The organism is Koromonas humicola (assembly GCF_059726255.1).
In genome coordinates, this window is sequence record NZ_AP040873.1 from 3,873,107 (window position 1) to 3,892,084 (window position 18,978).

At 53.9% G+C, this 18,978-nt stretch carries 14 protein-coding genes; 3 read left to right on the forward strand and 11 right to left on the reverse strand.

All coding sequences use genetic code 11. The annotated features are described in order from the left end of the window. Window positions 1-451 precede the first annotated feature (451 nt). Window positions 452-1,141 (reverse strand): hypothetical protein, encoded by a 690-nt coding sequence (locus tag AC6IZD_RS16875; RefSeq protein WP_497784655.1) that lies wholly within the window; start codon window positions 1,139-1,141, stop codon window positions 452-454. A gap of 530 nt (window positions 1,142-1,671) precedes the next feature. After that, the gene (locus AC6IZD_RS16880; protein WP_497784656.1) at window positions 1,672-1,932 is read right to left on the reverse strand and encodes a hypothetical protein; all 261 of its coding nucleotides are present in this window, start codon (window positions 1,930-1,932) and stop codon (window positions 1,672-1,674) included. Between the two features lie 583 nt (window positions 1,933-2,515). On the opposite strand from AC6IZD_RS16880, the gene cas5c reads away from it, so the two are divergent. The 3 genes from cas5c to cas7c are packed head-to-tail and all read left to right on the forward strand — an operon-like array spanning window position 2,516 to window position 6,060. Continuing rightward, window positions 2,516-3,280, forward strand: coding sequence for a type I-C CRISPR-associated protein Cas5c (gene cas5c / locus AC6IZD_RS16885; protein ID WP_497784657.1), 765 nt, complete (start codon window positions 2,516-2,518; stop codon window positions 3,278-3,280). A 1-nt stretch (window position 3,281) separates the two neighbouring features. After that, the gene (gene cas8c, locus AC6IZD_RS16890) at window positions 3,282-5,222 is read left to right on the forward strand and encodes a type I-C CRISPR-associated protein Cas8c/Csd1 (protein ID WP_497784659.1); all 1,941 of its coding nucleotides are present in this window, start codon (window positions 3,282-3,284) and stop codon (window positions 5,220-5,222) included. After that, complete coding sequence (gene cas7c / locus AC6IZD_RS16895) at window positions 5,215-6,060, forward strand: type I-C CRISPR-associated protein Cas7/Csd2 (protein WP_497784660.1); 846 nt, start codon at window positions 5,215-5,217, stop codon at window positions 6,058-6,060. The genes cas8c and cas7c overlap by 8 nt, the downstream gene beginning before the upstream one ends. A 937-nt stretch (window positions 6,061-6,997) precedes the next feature. Here cas7c and AC6IZD_RS16900 read toward each other — a convergent pair. From AC6IZD_RS16900 to AC6IZD_RS16940, 9 genes are all read right to left on the reverse strand, one after another. Beyond that, entirely contained in the window at window positions 6,998-7,207 is a 210-nt protein-coding gene (locus tag AC6IZD_RS16900) for a hypothetical protein (RefSeq protein ID WP_497784661.1), read from the reverse strand. Between the two features lie 1,021 nt (window positions 7,208-8,228). After that, window positions 8,229-10,301: a cytochrome c3 family protein gene (locus AC6IZD_RS16905; RefSeq protein ID WP_497784663.1), complete on the reverse strand. Its 2,073-nt coding sequence runs from the start codon at window positions 10,299-10,301 to the stop codon at window positions 8,229-8,231. Next, complete coding sequence (locus AC6IZD_RS16910) at window positions 10,283-12,139, reverse strand: hypothetical protein (RefSeq protein WP_497784664.1); 1,857 nt, start codon at window positions 12,137-12,139, stop codon at window positions 10,283-10,285. The genes AC6IZD_RS16905 and AC6IZD_RS16910 overlap by 19 nt, the downstream gene beginning before the upstream one ends. Then, window positions 12,140-13,159: a peptidylprolyl isomerase gene (locus AC6IZD_RS16915; RefSeq protein WP_497784665.1), complete on the reverse strand. Its 1,020-nt coding sequence runs from the start codon at window positions 13,157-13,159 to the stop codon at window positions 12,140-12,142. A gap of 61 nt (window positions 13,160-13,220) precedes the next feature. Next, complete coding sequence (locus AC6IZD_RS16920; protein WP_497784666.1) at window positions 13,221-14,081, reverse strand: hypothetical protein; 861 nt, start codon at window positions 14,079-14,081, stop codon at window positions 13,221-13,223. Between the two features lie 128 nt (window positions 14,082-14,209). After that, window positions 14,210-15,487 (reverse strand): 6-bladed beta-propeller, encoded by a 1,278-nt coding sequence (locus tag AC6IZD_RS16925; protein WP_497784667.1) that lies wholly within the window; start codon window positions 15,485-15,487, stop codon window positions 14,210-14,212. Window position 15,488: 1 nt separating this feature from the next. Further along, a complete protein-coding gene (locus tag AC6IZD_RS16930; RefSeq protein ID WP_497784669.1) occupies window positions 15,489-16,916 on the reverse strand; it encodes a cytochrome c3 family protein in 1,428 nt (475 codons plus the stop codon). A gap of 268 nt (window positions 16,917-17,184) precedes the next feature. Beyond that, window positions 17,185-18,114, reverse strand: coding sequence for a VWA domain-containing protein (locus tag AC6IZD_RS16935; RefSeq protein WP_497784671.1), 930 nt, complete (start codon window positions 18,112-18,114; stop codon window positions 17,185-17,187). A 264-nt stretch (window positions 18,115-18,378) separates the two neighbouring features. Continuing rightward, window positions 18,379-18,849 carry a hypothetical protein gene (locus tag AC6IZD_RS16940; RefSeq protein WP_497784672.1) on the reverse strand — a complete coding sequence of 157 codons (471 nt, stop codon included), beginning with the start codon at window positions 18,847-18,849 and terminating at the stop codon, window positions 18,379-18,381. Between the last annotated feature and the right edge of the window lie 129 nt (window positions 18,850-18,978).

The following is an 18,978-nucleotide window of genomic DNA, read 5'->3' on the forward strand; positions in this document are numbered from 1 at the left end:
ATGTCCCAACGCGCGGAGATATTATCGCATCAGATGCACCCGAGGAATTCTCACTCAAGACTCCGCCCACAGCTTCACGCGAGTTTGCGTGTATGCAGACGACTAGCGTTATTGTGGTTACCTCCCCAGGTGCTGACGGCAATCAATTCTGCCACTCGACACAAAACAAAGCTGCCACCCAGTGCAGCCTAATACTGCAATCAGTGCAGAAGAATGCTGCCAGACGTCACTATGCGCGAATCAACCGGCATCATCCACGCCGGAGGCGCGCGGGAAGATTACCAAAACATAACTGGCGCTTTATCAGTCGGTGCCGAACTCCTGGCCACGACCCCCGAACGATTCCCAGAAACGGATAGTGAGACACTGGGCGATTTATCGACAAGTATCACAAATGACCTTCGGTTTTTGTCACGGTGCGGAGTGCATACAGCCTATTTTCGCTGCGTGATTACTTGAAGAGGTCATACAGGAACGCCCAAGCGAGCAGAGGCGGCATAAACAGGAAAAATGCGGCTATGAACAGAACTAGAGGAGCAAGGGCGAGTGGTTCGATAAAGCCAAACCCGCTTGGGTAATAAGAGATTTCAGGGCGTTCAACATTGACAAGCACAATCAACCGCTCCCCTTTGCGAAGGGTCGCTAGTTTCTCTCCCGCCTTGTGGTTCAGGAAGTAATCTCGCGCAGTTCTGCCAGCGAATTGCTTCCCTCGAAAGCTGTATGCATATCGCATTTCGGCGCGGAAGACTTTCTTATCAACCGGAGTGGTGTAGTAGGCGAGTTCAACAGTTGCCTCAACCGGGGCGCCGTTCTTTGTGCTATGCCGCAGCCAAAGCTCTCTTATCGCCAATAGAAGGAGTGACAGGTTCAGATATGCGTAATGCGAGGGAATCTCTGGCTGGAATGACTGTCCTTCTTCGCGTTGTTGCTCGGTCTCGGCTGCCGCTCGGCGCGACAGATTCTTTCGGTGTTCTCTGTACTTGAGCAGGAGTAGCGAGAAAACGAGCAACGCAAACCACAGAACAACCAGTGCTGCGCAGATGGAAGTTGGATGAGCGTGCTTGAAAACCAGCACTGCACTAAGCGCCAGCGATACAGCCCAGACAATTGTGACCCTCAAAAGCCAGCGTGTTATCGTCACCCGCACCACTCTACGCCGAATGATGACAGAGTTCCACGATTCTTGGTGGTATCAGGCATCCCGCTCCGTGGGATGTCTGCGAAATAGGCCGAGGAGAGACGTCGTCGCCGTGAACTCTAAGACGTCAGAAATTTGCCTGAACTGTTGAGAGTTACCCCGAGCAGATTCCTCTAATCGAGCATGCCGCCAAGATCAGTAATCCGCGGTGGGCCGGCGGGTCTCACTTGGGATGAGATTCAAGAATTAGGACAATTCGGGAAACATCTATTACGAGAGACGAGCAACTGGAGAAATCAGATCGCTTCCATCTAAGACAGCCGCGAAAGCGGCCGCCCCAACACTGCTTCCTCCAAAACAGTTTGTTAAACCGTCGTGCTTGTTGAGGAACAGGCACTTCTGGATAGACCTCTCGGAGGAGTTCCGGCAGGAGGACCCGCACAAGAAACGTTGGCTCCATGCCACAGCGTTGAGCATCAGAAGGGAGTCGACGACTCGGCTCCCGTCTGATGCTTCGAGTAAACCTCTTTACCCTATTCTTTCCAGGAGCTTGTCTTCGTCGCTTTCTTCTGTGCGGCCCATCTCTTCTTTTGTGCCGCTGCGATACGCTTCCGGGCTTCGGGGCTCATCACCCGCTTCGTGCTTTTCTCCGCTGATTCCGATTTCTTCCTGGGTTTGCGACCACGCTTTGCAGGAAGTGTTGCTCCACTGTCAATTGCTTCAAGAGCAGAAATTGCTTTATCCAGACGGTCGCGCTCGGCGCGAAGGTCGGCAATAATCTTGTTTGTGTCCATAGGGGAAAAATCCTTTCAGAATATGAACAGAGTTACCTCGATTGTCTCGATCAGGCCTCTCAAGTTATTAGTTCATTTGCCTTTCGCTTACTCCGTGGCGCAGTCGCTACCGATCTTGTTGGTTCATTCTTGCCATTCGTGTTGTCCTTGAGCCTTGAATGGCAAAGGAAGTGTATCGCAATACTACAAGTCTCTTCTATTCTGACGGAACTGTCGTCCAATACAGTCATCCTACAGACCGCGAAACGGCCGTTGGTGAAATAGCACATTGAACTTCCAGGCAGGATCTGCCGATTAGCAAAACACATCTTTTCTGCTACGCTGCTTTTAGTTAATTACGTCAAAATTGGCCTGAGCAACGCATGTTTCGCCGTTGTGTTCGCAATGAAGCCATCAGCGAAGCGATAGAGGTCGAGACATTCCATGGGATACAAAGCAGTACCCCCTGTCATTCAGCATTTTGGATATTGTGTCGCGCGAGATTAAAGCCGCCGCGCGGAACTGTAAAGCGCCACGAGAGTTCCACACTTGACGAGATCCGAATTAGACATGGCTTAAACCCCACCGCAATTGGAGTTCATGAATGTATAAAGCGCGTAACAGTATTGAATTCCAGCTCTGGGGCCGATACGCGCTCTTTACTGATCCTTTGACGAGGGTAGGAGGAGAAAAATGCTCCTATCACGTACCGACGTATGAGGCTCTAAAGGGAGTGGCTAAGTCGATTTACTGGCAACCCACGTTCACTTGGGTTATTGATGCAGTGCGAGTGATGAGACTCTTTCGCACGCAGACCAAAGGTGTCAAGCCGCTAAAGTACAACGGCGGTGCCAATGAGCTTTCGATTTACACGTATCTCACCGGTGAACCTCTGGCTTCCGGCGATCCCCCCGGTGTCGAATATCAGGTTCGCGCACATTTCGAGTGGAACAATCACCAGGTGGCACTGAAAAATGACCAGAACGAACACAAGCACCATCGGATTGCATTACGGATGCTGGAGCGAGGCGGTCGTCAAGACATTTTTCTCGGCACGCGCGAATGCCAGGGCTACGTAATGCCATGCGAGTTTGGCTCCGGTAAAAGCGCGTACGACAACTGTGTCGAACTTGCCTTCGGAGTGATGTTCCATGGCTTCGATTATCCTGATGAGACGGGAATACCGATGCTTGGTACGAGGTTCTGGCGGCCACTAATGCGTAATGGGATCATCGAGTTCCTACGTCCCGATTGCCCAGATAACGGTGCCATGATTCGCAAACCAATCCACCCGATGCAGGCCAAACAGTTTGGTTTTGGCGCAAGAATTCGGAACTCCGACTCAGAAGCTGCGGAGCTAGATTCCTGACATGGGTTTGATCCAGAAGCTCTATGAAACTTATGAAAGGTGCAATGGCGCGCCGCCATTTATAAAAGACCCTTTACTGCCCGTGAGCCATTCGCTGCAACAAGCACACGTAGATGTGGTTTTGGACAGACAAGGAAACTTCCTGCGTGCGCAAGCAATTCCTAAAGCCGAGATTGTAATACAGACGACAGAAGATTCAGCTGCGCGCTCAGGGATCAAGCCTCCTCCTCATCCGCTATGTGACAAGGTGCAATACTGCGCAGGTGATTACGTCGCATATGGAGGTGCGAAGCGGTCGTTCTATTCCGAGTACTTGGCGCAACTTCAGAACTGGTGTGCTTCACCGTATGGACACGCAAAAGTTCGGGCGGTGCTGAACTACGTTCGTAAAGGTACGCTCGTTCAAGACCTTGTGAAAGCAACAGTCCTTTACTGTGACGTAAAAGGCAAGAGACTCCTGACCGAGTGGCCTGATACAGCGACCTTGCCACAAACATTCCGCTCTCTTGTCGCTACGAACGGGCAGCGCGATCAAGGCGATCTAGTTGTGCGCTGGCGTGTAGAAACCACCCCCGACGATAATGAAACAGTGGTTTCCGACGATCCTGACGTTCAAGCTGCCTGGTCAAAATTTGATGCGAGTTCGAATGGCAAGATGGGGCTGTGTATGGTGGCAGGAACCCAAGCCCCAATAGCTACTAAGCACCCCAAACGCCTCCGCCACTCCCTTGATGGAGCCAAGCTGATCTCATCCAACGACGAACAGAATTTCACATTTCGTGGTCGCTTTTGGGAAGCGAATGAGGCATGCAGTGTCAGCTTCGAGGTATCCCAAAAGGCGCATAGCGCGTTGCGATGGCTTATCAATCGTCAAGTTGGGTCGATTCGCAATGGAGAGCAGGTGATCGTGGCTTGGTCACCCGGGGGAGAGGATGTTCCGCAGCTCATGGTGAGCACCGCTCAACTGCTGGCGCCCGAACAGAGAACGGGTGCGAATGAAGTTCTGTACACAGGCGATGCAGGTCAACGGTTTGCGCTTCAGCTGAATAGATTAATAACGGGATACCGCGCGAACCTAGGTGCCACAAGTACGGTTGTGGTCGTGGGTCTAGACTCAGCGTCGCCCGGACGGATAGCGGTGATCTACTACCGCGAACTGACCGGCTCAGAGTTCCTCGCCAGACTAGAGCAGTGGCACACCCGCTACGCATGGCCTCCATCAAACGGCAGACTGCAGTTCACCAGTACGCCCTCACATCGCGACGTTGCCGAAGCTGCTTTCAGCGTGAGCGGAAGACCTCTCGATGAAAAGCTGCGTAAGAAGACGATTGAACGTCTGCTGCCATGCATCGTGGACGCGGCACCTTTGCCACGCGACATAGTCGAGTCTGTGATAGACAAAGTATTGAACAGAGCCGCATTTGGAAATCACAAGCGAATGTGGGAATGGGAAAAACGACTTGAGATTGCCTGTGGTCTTTACAGGGGATACCGGAAGGAGAAGCAATACCAGATGTCCCTCGAACAGGGTCGCAACTCACGCGATTATTTATTTGGGCGCCTGCTCGCGATTGCTGACCATATTGAAAGCAGGGCATTGCACGTCGCCAGCGAGGATCGCGATACGAATGCGATGCGCCTCATGCAGCGCTTTGCCTCACACCCGAATTCTACCTGGTGCGCGCTGGAATTCGCGCTTAGACCTTCTGAGACGAGATTGCGTGCCAACCTCCCCGATGTGCTCTCTCGTCTTCAGCAAACGCTCGATAACGTAATGAGCAGCTTCCGTCATGACGACTTCACGAGCGACCGCCCTCTATCGGGAGAGTTTCTGCTCGGCTTTCACTGCCAGCGCGCCGCTTTGCGGGAGCAGGCGGAGGGCCACCAATCTGTTCCAGGGTTACACAACGAGGTAGCACAGGGAGAGAGAGAAATTGAGTAAGGCCCTGCAGAACAAAATCGACTTCGCAGTGGTTCTCCGCGTTCAGCACGCAAACCCCAATGGCGATCCTCTTAATGGCAACCGTCCACGCACGGACTATAGCGGTATGGGCGAGATCAGCGACGTCTGCCTAAAGAGGAAAATTCGCGACCGATTGATGGAATTAAAATTTCCCGTCTTCGTCCAGTCTGATGACCGCAGGACGGATGAATTCAAGTCCCTACGGGACCGGGCGGAAGCCACACTGGGCAACGCATTCGGCACTGCAGATATGGCGGCAAGGGCATGTGAGACTTGGATCGACGTCCGCAGCTTTGGCCAGCTCTTCGCGCTTTCGAAGAGAGGAAAATCAAAAGCAAATGGGGACGTTGCGGACGCTGCTGTCTCTATTGGAATTCGCGGCCCCGTTTCCATACACCCTGCTTTTAGCATTCAGCCTGTCGAGGTCACCAGCATCCAGATCACGAAGAGTGTTAACTCCGAAGGAGATGGGAGCAAGCGCAGTTCGGACACTAGGGGAATGAAGCACCGAGTGGAAACCGGCATCTATGTTTTCTTTGGCAGCATCAATCCGCAATTAGCAGAACGGACTGGCTTCAGTGAACAGGACGCGGAAACATTTAAGTCGATCTTGCCGAAGCTTTTTGAGAATGACGCCTCTTCCGCTCGTCCCGAGGGCAGCATGGAGGTTCTCAAAGTGGTTTGGTGGAAACACCGTTCGAAAGCAGGTCAATACTCTTCCGCCAAGGTCCACCGTTCGTTAACAGTTGCACCAGACGGGAAGATTGAGATTGCTTGCTTAGACGACTTGGCTCCCGAGGTGATTTCTGGCTTCTGATCGATGGAATTAAGGGAGTGCAATACACGGAGTGATCTGCTGTCGCGTTCAGTCCTTCAGCATTCGGCAGTGCATTCAGCAGTGGGCGCTCACGGATCGGAGTGGTCGACATACTGCTGGAGTGCCAACGCGAGAAGATGCAGAGACGATGATCTGCCACCCGGGGTTTTGATGAAAACTTATGGCGGCGGTACGATATTGTCTAGCAAGTGTCACCCGCTCACGCGCGAGTGTGGATTGAAACCCTATGTTCGATGTCGAGCTTTTTAAAACGACATTTAGCTCGCAGGCAGATGTGAACTAAGTTCCATCTCCTGCGAGCGGTTCGCTGATAATTCCTTCCAGCGTCTCAGCTCTGAAACCCTACCCACAAGCAGCTATGTTCCAACCGAACCCTTGATCCCCGTCGAGTGTGCGTTGCTGCACCGCCCGAACAACCTAATATCGCGTCCCGCAGAATTCCAGCATTAGAATTCTTCGGTACCATATGGGGCAAAGCATGCGCCAATTCCTAGTACTTAATTAATACCCAGTCAAACACTGCAAGTGCGGGCAGAAACGACAATCAGCTATCGGCCCCGCCGACGAGTGTTCCCTACAATAGATCAGGACGATAGACCCCAACGTTCGAGTTGCGAGGGGCCCCAATCCATCCACAACACCTCTCCTTGTAATACCCGACAGTTGTTCCTGATACCAATTCCCTTCCCCTCGAAGGTTATCACCGCTCTTCTCACCCATAGCACTGAGTTCGACAGCAAACCGCGGTTTTCACACCCAGACACAAACATCGAAGGGAGTCCCATTGCGATTTCGCGAGTGGTTTTCATGCGCCCGCAAAAAGAGCCATCCGCATTACCTCAGCGCACTTCTGCACGCTTCCTCTCTTCCGCAAGACGGCGACCTTGTGATCTATCCATGCCGATACTGTGGAGGGTTACATGTTGGGCACAGCGGCACTCGGCGCCGCCATAAAGAAACCGCCAAGCCAAATTGCAAATGCGAACAGCAGTTCACGGCGCTTGAGCGAGCAATTGCTCGAACTAGTGGTCGGCTCAACCGCGCACGAGATCTGCATCTGCAGATCGCCAGAACTGCACGGGAGGAACGACGCAGAAATGGCCAGCGGATCAAATGCCTCTCTCATCACCTAGCGAAACTTCGAGCAGAGCTGCAGCAATTTCGCCAGACGTTGGATTCGCAATAACGCTACGGAGGGACTCCTTGGAGAACTATCTGTTGCCGCGATCCTCAGGTTGACAATGAATAGCTTAGAGTCTTCTAAAGGTTCGAGACAAGGAGAAAAGAGCACCCTCAAACGTTGAATACCGCTACTCAGCGGCATTCCAATCTCTGAGGCAGTCAGGTCGAGGACGACCAGACGATTACTGTCGAAGAACGCCCTGCTTCAACTTTGAAGTGACAGTCATCACGGAAGTAGATAAGGAATCGAGCTATTGCTCCGACTTCCGCGGTACTTTTCTGGCCTAACCCATACCATGCGGTTCAGCAAGAGGATCACTCGTCATCTATCGGTGCCCCATTTTTGTTATGCACTTCACTTGGGACACACCCAACCGCGAATGGCCACAGCGGGTGTGCCGAGGATTGCGCAAGCATTCGGTTCCATCCGTTAATGGGCCCACCTCTTGACCACGATCACAAACAAAGGAGAAGCATGAATATTTGCCGAAATTGCGGTATGCCACTCGACGCAAACAACGAATCCCAACCAGTATGCCCTAGCTGTGGAGAGCCGTCTGTTTCTGGATGCGATCACGAAGTTGAGGTACTCGAATTCAATTCGGACACGGATCTCAACCGTGGGATTCGGAACCGGAGAGAATTCCGAACAACATGCGTTCGCTGCGGGTCCATCGCAACAGGAAACTCAGTTATGACCTGCAGCAACTCGAGATGCAAAGAGACTTGGCGGGTCAATCATTGTCGACATTGTAAGGAACCCGTTGACAGTAGGGACCCAGAAACACCCCGATGCATCAAGTGTGGATGGTTGGTCTGTGCGAAATGTTCGGCCTGCGACTGCTCGTCGTAGGCCACTTAACATTGGGCCCCTTCTGGTACATGCATCGCGATCGAAAGTTCAACCGCGAATTGTACAAGTACGAGACACTAAGTACTCAACTCACGCACATTCTGCAGAAACGTCAATGTGCCGTCGAAAAACGTGACGATGTCGTTGCCATATGGTGCACGTGCCCGTGGCAGTAGAGAGAACAAGAACCGGTGGCGCGATCATAGGAAATTTCTTCGTTAGCGAGTGCGGCAACTACGTTTGCATCGAAGTTCACTAGCCGTTCGCCATTAATTCCAGCAGACTGTCCAGCTACCCCGTGTGCCGCGTGGCAGACAGAACACGAGAAACCTGCATTGATGTGCCTAGCGTGCTCGCTGAAGCTGGTATTCGCCACAATTCTATCCAGGTCATGACATTTCCCGCACAACCCATACGGCCCGGAGACGGTGAGATCTGGAGTGGGGTATAGATTTGTGATCTTCCCGCCCGTGGCCCCTGACTGGCTCATTTCGTACCGGCGCTCCAAAATGTGAGAATACTTCGAGCCATGGGGGCCGTTGGGTGCTGATCCACCAGAGTCGCGATTATCGTCGCTGTTGTGACAGTCAGTGCAGAGGATCTGAGTGCCGATGCTTCGTCCTGCCGTTCGACCATCTAATTTGACCATGTAGGTCCGCAGACTGGGTTGCGAGTAGCCACTCGTGCGTTCGTGGAGCACTGGATGGCTGGAATGAGATGAAGTTGCCAACTGGGTCCGCACATCGAGCGGATCTGCACCAGAGATCGCTCGCGAAGGGCTGTATCCATATCGTGAATCGGAAATCTTGCCGCTACTCGATGAATGGCAGCGCAGGCAGTTCTCATACTGATGTTGTGCCTCTTTTAGCACAGTCGTTCCATCTGTCGCGCTGATTCCCCCAACGCCGTTTTGAGATGGCCGTAGCGACTGGTCATTGGAACTAGTCCTCTTCTTCGCAGCATGAGCATTGTGGCAGTCTACGCAGGTCGCGTGCCGATTCTGATTAAGTAATGTAGGCTCGTGAACCGCGTGAACCTGCGTAATTGATGGGAATGGGTGTCCGATCTTCGAGAATTCCGAAAGCACATCTGCAGGCTTTGGCGTTACGCGGGAGCTCCCGTCGTGGCAACCGAGGCAAGTTCGTTCGCTCCCTCCCGTGTTCGCTAAGGTACTCGCACGAGCATCACGCGCGGTCGCCATCGCTCGCAAGGATAGGGCAGTCGAAGTCGTAGACGTGTTATCGAGCAAAAGCCATCCGGTTGTCTGACCGTTGTGGGGAGTATGACAAGATAGGCACCCGTTCTGACCAACTGTTGGATGGGTGCTCATGCTCACGTCGATCGAGAGACGATTTGTCGCAGTGGCGTGGGCGCTTGCCGACCATTGCGTAGCGCTTGTACGCGTAAGGCTCCGAGCCCCAGAGCGCATTGCCGTAGGCGTCGCAGCGCTAGTGGTTGTCGTGCTCGTAGTCGAAGTATCCGTCCTGCTCAGATCATGACACGCTAGGCAAATCTCACTATTTGTATTGTCACGAACGAGAAAATTTGGACTGTTCGGATCGATGTTCTGTACGTGCGGGTTATGGCACGTGGTGCACTCAATATTCCCACTGATCAGCTTCACAGAGCCGGTTGAGTCTACCGGGGCTCCTGTGGATATAAACGTACTGTTGAGGCCCGCTGCATCCTTGATCGGCAGCGCAAGGCTGATTGGGTGCGACGAGCGCAAGTCGGTTCCGACCAGCTTTTGCATGGTCGAGTTCATCTGAACGGTTCCGTACGCCGTCGTTTGCCCTGGCGCAACCGTACCATCGTGGCAACTCAGGCACATGTTGCTGGTACCGCCTAATTTGGGCGTTGTGCTTTGCTGCACGTAAGTTGAACTGGTGTAAAGTTTGTCCTTATACGTCTCGGTTGAGAGCTGTTGGTTCCAGAGGGCATGGGTCTGTACACCATCCCTGCCATTCATTCCCGAGTGGGGTGCGTGGCAATACAAGCACGCGCCAGTCAGGGAGCCTGTGACGGTCGCGCTCCTCATGGGCGACATGTCATGCGCACCTAGCACATCGCGAGTTACCGTCTGGCCGAGCACTGCCGTGGTAAGCGCCAGCGCGGCGGCAGCCACGCGCAAAGGATGCCACCCGCGCCGGACATTTTGTATCGCGCTTAGAAGATGTTGAACCATCGAGACACACCAATGTAGTACGAACCGACGACTGTTGGCTGTGATCCGGTCGTGCTGAACCCTTGCAGTAGTCGCGTGAATCCACCGGTGAAGTACATGCGACGAACCTGATACTGCAGCGTGCTGGTGAACTGCTCGTTGCGGTTGCGACTAGTATTTGTCGATACCGTCGAGCTTAGTGATTTGGAAAAGCTGGCCGATACAGTCAAATGAGGAGTTGGACTCGAACCGAGGCCGATTCCCCAACCTGTGCCGCTGAACCGCACCAAGGCTGCAGGGTCAATGACTGTACCTGTTGTCGGAGCTGTGGACAGGCCGCTCGCGGTCTGGATTGCATTGCCACTCGACGTGGAGTAAGTACCGCTGACGCTTAGCATTCGAGTGCCGAGCGAAGTCATATAACTCCGCGACCGGCTCTCCGAAGTTGCATCTTGCGTCAGTCCGCTTCGCGAGGCGTGAGCACCGGCGCTCCAGCGGAAAGATCGTGATAGCTTGCGCGAGATGCTACCGGAGTAGCCGAGCCCGTTCGTCATGTAGGACACGAGTGTCGTCTGTGTGTTCTGCGAGTAGTTGAAACTGCCCGATGCCTCCCAATTTCCGAACTTCCGCGTGTAGGAGGTCGAACTAGTCACACCCACAGAAGATTGGTTCCGGGCGTCAATCTCGGTGCGAACAATGGACGTATTCGCATTAAAGTAACCCTTCGCGAGATACCACGAGTAGCTCGCCATCCCGCTGTAGCTGCGAGACGAGAGTGTCTGCCCATAATAGGCCTGTGAACGGTAATCCATTGTACCCACCAGCGAAAGGTGCAGCGGGCTTAGCGTGTAACCGATATACGAGCTCACATCCAGCCCGTGGCTTCCCTGCTGATCGGTGCTGGACAGGATGCCACCGCTGTCGAGAATCTGCTGCTGAAGCGTTCCGATCAGGTTATCGGTGTAGTTGGCATTCGCGCCCATCGTCAACTGAGACAGAGGGCTGAAGCCGACGCCCGAACTCAACGTATTCACTGTAGTGTTGTAGTTGCTGTACTGCGACGTTGAATGGGTGATCGACTGATCACCGGAAATATTGAACGAGCCATTCAGCGGCAATGGATGGCTAACGCTTAGTCCCTGAGATTCGCCGTTTGTGTGGCTTTTCGTTTCGGAGTCGAACGTGACCTGTGGATACAACGAATCGGTATTGTAATTGCGATAGTTGCCGCTAACATCAAAACTTCGCACGCGATACGAGTATGAAACGGAGATATTTCTGTAAGACGCCTCGTTCTGCTCGTCGCTGCCATAGATCGAATGGGTGCTGTGTCCCTTCGTGAAGCTGAAGGTCACATTTGGAGTGTTGGGAATCCGTAAGCCCCAAGTCACTCCAAGGTCATTGTCGTTCCCGTGAGTTGTGTAGTCGGCCACACCCGGAACGGTGTAGCGGCCCGAACTGTTATACGTCGTGTTATACGTAATGCTTGCCGGAAAGTATCCACCCGAAAACAGGTTCGCCGTCGAAACCAATCCGGTTGCATTGGAGATGGACTGATATGTCGAATTCGCTCGCGACTGGTTGAAGAACGGTGATGCAGTAAAGGTCAGGAAGTTGGGCGAATGATAATTTCCGCTCAGGGTACCGTTTCCGCCGACATTGAGCGAGTGATCTGACTGGGACGTGTTACTGTAGTCCGCCGAGTAGCCAACCTGCGCTACGCCGTTCAGCGTCATCTCCACGTCAGGTCCAACCTGCAATTGTGCCGATGCAGAAAGAGCGAGCGTCAGCAGCACTATAAACGTTCCGCAGATCGCGCGCCCACTCAAACCCCACAGCCCTCTTTCCTGAATGCTCACTTACAGCTGTTCAATCTTCGCCTTTGCGCGCAATGTCTTGCCAAGGTCAGCGCGAAGTTGCTCGCTGCGATCGCTCACCAGTTTCTTGCGCAACCCATCTTTCACCTGCTCGAATGGCCGCATGCCAGCCGGAACATGTGCGTTCAGCCGAATCACACAGTAGGCATCGTCCACCTGGATGAGGTCGCTCACTTCTCCCGGCTTCAGCGCCGTTGCAGCCTTCACCACTTGCGGGGGGAGCTTCGAACCATCCACTGCACGGTGGTCGCCCATCATCACGCGAAAATCGTCTTCCGAAATCTTCTCGGCGAGCAGCCCAAACTCCTGATACGACTTGGTGCCTTTCGCTTGGCGAAGAGCGTTTTCCGCCCGCTTATGCGCATCGGCCTTCTGCGCTGCAGTGGCGTTCGGCTTGGGCAGGATGGAAATACTCTGGAATGCGATCGAATCGTTGTATCGGAACATCTCCGGATGTTCGTGGTAGTACTTCTTCAACTCCAGATCGCTGACTGCGGACCTGGCTTTGACCTGCGTCTTCAGAAACTGCTCGATTAACAGGCTGCGCTTGATCTTTGTTTGCAGCAATGTCTGCGAGTTGTTCACCTCTTCGCGCATGAACTCGTGGTAATCCTCGGGGCTCTGGAATTGATTCCGGAAGGCTTTCATCGCCTTCTGCATGCGCGCGGGAGGAATCGTCATGTTGCGGCGCTGCGCTTCCTGGTACACAAGTTCCTCGAAGACGATCATCTTCATAGCGCCGGCGCGAATGTCAGCCTCCATGCTCTTCGGAAATCCGCCATTGTGCTGTTTGGCGTACGGGAACATGTGATACATCTCGCGCAGAAGATCGCGATCGGTGAGCACGGTCCCATTCACGCGAACAACAGGCTTGCCGGCCACTGCGGGAGCGCCGGGAAGCGAAGGCCGTTGCAACGTTCGTGCATGAGACGTTGCAAACTGCGCCGAAGCTGGCAAACTCGCCAGTATGAGTACGCTACTAAGTAAAGCAAAGCACTTCATCAGGAAGGTCTCCACAACACGAGAACGGGGGAGGACTGTTCCCCTCCCCCAAGTGGGACAACTAGATCGTCTTCACACCGTCAATTCCGTGCATCTCATTGCCCTCACCGCCGTGGCACTGGCGGCAGAACTGAGAAACGGAGTTGCTGCCCGTCTTCGGGTTGTAGTAACCGCGGACGAAGAACATCGTCTTGTAATTGCCTTCAGCGCCGTTAATCGTGCCATGATACGCAGTCTGGCTGTGCTGATCGTGGCAGGAGATGCAGGTCACCATCGGCTCTTTCGATCCGTTGTCGAACAGCTCGGCCGTGAAGCCGTAATTCGCAATGAACTTCGTCATGTTCGTGCCGGGCGTGATCGAAGCGAACTTTGTGCTGTCTGCGTTAAGGGTGATTGTGCAATCCCAGTCGTACTTGCCATTGCAACCAACCACAGCGGCTGGTCCCACTGGGTGATCGTTCTGGTAGTTGCCAGCGGTCGAACCGTCGTTGCCGAGCAGCGTCGGGGCGGTGCCGCCCACGATTGGAAGGGTCTCGACCGTGGTGCCCTTCATCATGCCGACCTTCGCCAGATTACCGTCGTGGCAGCTCAGGCACATCATGATGCCGGTGGTCGCATCGAACGGACTGCTGTAGGCAGTGGGCAGAGTGACTGGATAACCACCCCAATCGCCAAACGCGATGGTCTTGTTGTATAGCGGGCTCAGGTCCTGACCCCAGAGGGCCAGGTTGCCGGAAACAGCTTTGGTTGTGTCGGTGGCACCGTTACCGGCAGCACCGCTGTGGGGAGCGTGGCAGGAAACGCAGCCACGGCCATAGGCGTTGTGGGCGCCGAGGACGTCACCCGTTTGATCCGGAGCATCCTGGGCCATCAATGTGCCAGCCGTCAGCACGGCCAACATAAGTAGAAATACTTTCTTCATAATAAACAACCTCCTGAAAGTTACTGCAAATGCAACAACGCACTGCGTACTTCAGAGGTCGAGGGCAGCCTAACAGATTTGTCTGCCTCGATCTCTTGGCCGCCCATAAGACAGCCAAGCTTGCGAGATCAAGGAGCGGTAACACCCTTGTTGTGTTCCTTCGATTCCTTTCCAGGAAGCGAGGACTTACCCGGAGCGGGGGATGTATCTGCCCGCTCCGTATTCTTTCTCAATTCTTCTGCTTCTGCATCGCTCACGTAGCGGAACACTTGCACGCGTCCAATGTACTGCTCGGACACAATCACGCGATTCTGCCGATCGATGGCAATTCCATATGCCTCATTGAATTCGGCAGGTCTGCCTCCGGGTCCACCGAAGTAGATCAGCAGTTGTCCATTGCGATCGAAGACTTGCACGCGCTGCTGAACCCCGTCCACCACCCAGATGTGTCCGTCGCCATCCACGGCGATGCCTTTAGGTCGCGCAAACGATCCCGGCCCATCGCCGGACTTGCCAAATTGACCGATGTACTCCCCCGTCGCATCGAACATCTCTACCCTATTGTTCAGCGTGTCGGTGACGAAGACCGTCCCGTCCTTCTGATCGACAGCGACGTTGGTAGGTAACGAGAAGGCACCTTGGTCGGTGAGGGTATGTTTCTTTCCCGTGATACCAATCTTTCGAAGTAGCTTGTAGTTGTCTGGGCTGTAAACCAGCACCTGATCGCGTTGCGTGTCCACCACGTACAGCAGGCGGTTCTCCGTGTCTATCGCGATACCGGCCGGACTTACCATGATGTCGCCGCCGAAGGTGGTCACCATCTCGTGCTTGGCGTTCATCACGAGTACGTGCCTGAGCTTCGTATCTGTGATGAACAGACGGTCATCGTCATCGATGGCAATCCCGTTGATCAGGCCAAAGCTCGCTTCATAGCGATTGCGGATGAGCTTTACATCTTTGTTTTCGACATCGAAGATGAATACCGCCGAGACACCCTGGTCCGCCGCGTAGATCTTCCCCTTCGAATCGACTGCGATGCCGTACACGCGAATGAGCTGGTATGGAATCTTGATGTCTTTGCGATCCTGTACCGGCTTATCTCCGGCGATGCGATCCATCCAGCTTTGCTTTGGCTTCTTCTTTAGGGCCTCAAAAGCGGTCCAGTCTATCTTTTCGCCTGTTAGCTGAGTCACGTACTTGATACGCGGAATGGCCGGAGGGTTGGGCCACACCAGCTTGCTGATGTCGTATACGACGCGACCCTGCTGCTGTGCGGAACTAGCTTTGCCGGAAGTCTTCTTCTTGTCCGCACCGAAAGCGATCGGCGCCGCTAGGGCGGCAATCACCGTTGCGCAGCAGACGATGTTTCTTACCTTTCGAAAACCACGCAAGCTTTGGGCAGACATACTATTTCGCTCCAAGGGTCCCAGCCGCCTTCAGGTTCAGCGGATTGGTATGACAGTTCTTACAGAATTGCGCGTTCGCCTCTTGATCTTTCACTAGCATCGCCGACTTTGACGAGCTGTGGGGCTGGTGACAAACCAAGCAGTTCAGCTGTGTTTTCAGCTTCCCTGTGCTCAAGTCCATAATGTCCGTCACGGGATGGTGCTCAACCGGATGCCCAGCTCCGTTTTTGAGCGGCAGGATCGTGATCTTCCGAAAATAGTTCTCCGGCAGCTTCACTTTCCCATCGAAGATCGTCACCATGTGCTCCGCTTCGAGCTTCTGAGGCTCCACATCTGCTCCGTGGCACTCGAGGCAAAGATTGTTCGCAGAATTACTGCGCAGCAGGTGCAGGTACTTGCCGCCGTGTCCGACGTGGCACGTCAAACAACCCTGTTGAAACGCAGGCTGGTGCAGGTGCAACTTCGAGTGCTGCTCGGCGATATCGGAATGGCACCCGAGGCACGCGCTGACCGGATCAGGTTTCAGCATTCCTTGCGACTTACCGGCATGCGCGTCGTGGCAGTCGGTGCAATCTCCACCGGCTCCGGGGTGCTGAACTGGAGCTTTCTCGATCGCTTCGGCCTGGTCGGAATGACAAGTGACACACATCGCCTTCCTGTCCGTATTTGTCAGAGCGACCTTGCCGTCTTTTGCCGGCGCGTGGCAGCTATCGCAAGCCTTGGACTCGAATGGACTGTGCAGAACGGGCTGCATCAACTTCGGGCTGCGCGACTGATGCGGATCGTGACACCTCACGCAATCTGTTGCGGCAAACGGCTGATTGTTGTGCGCAGCGGCCAGTTTTGGATCTTTCGCGTCGTGGCAGTCGAGACAGAGCGCAGGGGCACTTTTGGTCAGATGGTATTTTGTCTCTGACTTTCCGTCTTGCCCGTTCTTATGGGTTACGTGGCAAGAGTTGCATCCCATGTCGAGCGCCGCGTGTCGGCTACCTTTATCCGGAGTATTCAATCCCTGAGCGTGGCAATCGAGGCACAGGTTCTCGCCTTTGCTCCCTGTCTCTGCCTTCTTTAGGAGACCTTTGTTTGCGGATACATGAGGATCGTGACAAGAGAGGCAATTGCGCGAAACGGGAGGATGCACTCCTGCATTGCGGGACTTCATCTGCTCGTGACAGCCCGTGCACAATGCGGTGGATGTCGGCTTCACCAATCGAATTCGGGTAACATCGGAGCCCTTATCTGCGCCCTTGAGTATCTCGTGACAAGAAGTACATCCCATGCCAACCGCAGGGTGGACATTGGCACCCTTCGACTTATCGTTGTGACACTCAATGCATTTTGCGTCAGGGGTGTCGGGCGACAGCGGCACTGGGTGTAGCTTCGCTTCTGACGTAACTGAAAGCAGCAGAGCGGTAATCAGAGTGCTCAACGCAAGCTTCATAGGGGCACCGAAAGCTTCTACTTTGCATTCTGAGTACCACCTTTTTCACCTTCCCCACCAATTTCTGTTTAGACGTTTGAAATAGCGAATTCTGTGATCACGATTGAGGGCGAAGACGGGATGATTGTGGCTGAAATTTCGCGTTTTTTTACGCAATTCTGTGTAAAAAGACGCACGAAAGTCCACGCCGCCACTGAGAACGGTACATGGATTATTCATTGCTATTCGACAAATCCAATCGCGGCCGCTTGGCGGCTTAATACAGCGACCATTCTTCGTACATCCGCCTTGAACGGAATTGCAGTCGTCGATCACGGGTGGCGAGGATCTCAACTGAGTGCTGTCGATTCGTGTGTTCTGCAGCCTCGTAGGTGAGAATGTATCCACTGTGCAGATCATTGATCACTTCGCGAAGAATTCTCTGGGCGTCGCGGCTCGAAGGATAGCTCAATCCTCCGGTGGCATTGGCAAGCGCCTCGAGTCGCGCCCGCCCTTCTCCATTGCTCGATTCCTTCTGTCGCGGATTCACGCAGTAGATTGCAGACTGCAGCTTCGCCGCTTCCTCAATTGCGTCAGACAATGAATGTATGCTTTCGGTGTCGATGCCGTCAGAGAACAAGATGATGGCGTTTCGAGCTTCCGGCTCGCGACTTGAGCGCAGCAAATCTGTTGCGGTCACCACTGCGTCGTACAAGGGGGTAGTGCCTGAAGGCTTAATGGCACTGAGCTTATTCTGTGCAGAGGTTTCAGTGCAGTTGCTGGTGCAGATCACGACCGGCTTCGTGCCTCCAAATGAGATGATGGAGACTCTGTCACGCTCACCCCACGCGGAGTTCGCAACAAAGTTCCGCACTTCCGAGACTTCTTCGATAATCTGCGACTCTAACGAATCACTGCTGTCGAGCAGAATAACGATATCAAGTGGGCTCTCTGACGCTCGAGCGAAGCTCCGGAACTGGCGAACAATCGTTCCATTATCGACAACAGCAACGTCGGACGCGGTCAACTCTTTCACGGCTCGCCCTTGACGATCGGAGGCGGAGAATGCAAGCCGAACTTCCGTTGTGCCGGTCTGCAAAGTGAACCCGGTCTTGTCGGCTGCATCGAGAGGCATCGAGCTCAGCACGACCGCCAAAAAGAGCGAGAGCAGGAAGACCACGATCCCTTGCTTGCTTGAAAGTCTCATTTCCACTCCGGTCTCCGTCGCGAACGGATGTATCGAGTCATGCATGAATGCTTGAGTTGCCTTACCTCATAAGGCAGGAACGTCGTGCGATTCCGTCCCGCCTTTCTGAGTCGGACAGCCGCTGGACAATCAGCTAACAATGGGCACACTTCACCATCAGCCGCATTGACACATGTTTGGCTGCAGTCAATTCAATGAATCAGGTGGATGATTACGACTTAAGATGAACCGGGCGCATGCCGCCCCGGTTCAACAACGTTGCTTTTATCGGCCGCTGGAAATCATTGACGTGTGTGGAGGGTTGCGCACTTCGTAGTTGGCACTGCGTTCCATCATCCGAGTTGCAGCCTCTTTGCGCGCTTCTTCGCGTTCCCAGTCGCCGCGCAGTGTCATCTGCTGAATAGCAAATCGCGACCTCGACTTTTCGTCATCGGAGAACAGCAGCAGTTCATTCTTACGAATGAGAAATTGAATGTTCTCGGCAAGCGGCATGAACTCATCTGCGTGCCGCCCCACAACTACATAAACAACCTTGTCGCCGATGATCGTGTACTCAGGACACGCAGTTTGAGTCTGCCCTTGCTGACCTGCCATCGCAGCCATGAAGCTCTTTTGTGCGGTGCACTCAGTCATGCGCATCTTGATGACGGTCCCCTTGAAGGACCAGTTGGACTGCGCCTGTAAACAAACAGCGGCGCTCATCAGAAGCATGAAAAGCAGGGCAATGCGCCTCATCTATCCTCCTCGGGAATTCCGATTTTCCGCGTAGCAATTAATCTCTTCGATTAATTAAGCGGCAGATGAGTTCGCTGACTTAAGGATAAGTTCGCGCTTGGTTACTAGAGTGTACCCCGTATGCAGAAT

Bases quoted from the DNA above. Each gene is read 5' to 3' on its own strand.
- AC6IZD_RS16900 (WP_497784661.1), bottom strand. From the start codon at position 7,207: ATGAGAGAGGCATTTGATCCGCTGGCCATTTCTGCGTCGTTCCTCCCG.
- cas8c (WP_497784659.1), top strand. From the start codon at position 3,282: ATGGGTTTGATCCAGAAGCTCTATGAAACTTATGAAAGGTGCAATGGC.
- cas5c (WP_497784657.1), top strand. From the start codon at position 2,516: ATGTATAAAGCGCGTAACAGTATTGAATTCCAGCTCTGGGGCCGATAC.
- AC6IZD_RS16920 (WP_497784666.1), bottom strand. From the start codon at position 14,081: ATGAAGAAAGTATTTCTACTTATGTTGGCCGTGCTGACGGCTGGCACA.
- AC6IZD_RS16880 (WP_497784656.1), bottom strand. From the start codon at position 1,932: ATGGACACAAACAAGATTATTGCCGACCTTCGCGCCGAGCGCGACCGT.
- AC6IZD_RS16935 (WP_497784671.1), bottom strand. From the start codon at position 18,114: ATGAGACTTTCAAGCAAGCAAGGGATCGTGGTCTTCCTGCTCTCGCTC.
- AC6IZD_RS16915 (WP_497784665.1), bottom strand. From the start codon at position 13,159: ATGAAGTGCTTTGCTTTACTTAGTAGCGTACTCATACTGGCGAGTTTG.
- AC6IZD_RS16940 (WP_497784672.1), bottom strand. From the start codon at position 18,849: ATGAGGCGCATTGCCCTGCTTTTCATGCTTCTGATGAGCGCCGCTGTT.
- AC6IZD_RS16905 (WP_497784663.1), bottom strand. From the start codon at position 10,301: ATGGTTCAACATCTTCTAAGCGCGATACAAAATGTCCGGCGCGGGTGG.
- AC6IZD_RS16925 (WP_497784667.1), bottom strand. From the start codon at position 15,487: ATGTCTGCCCAAAGCTTGCGTGGTTTTCGAAAGGTAAGAAACATCGTC.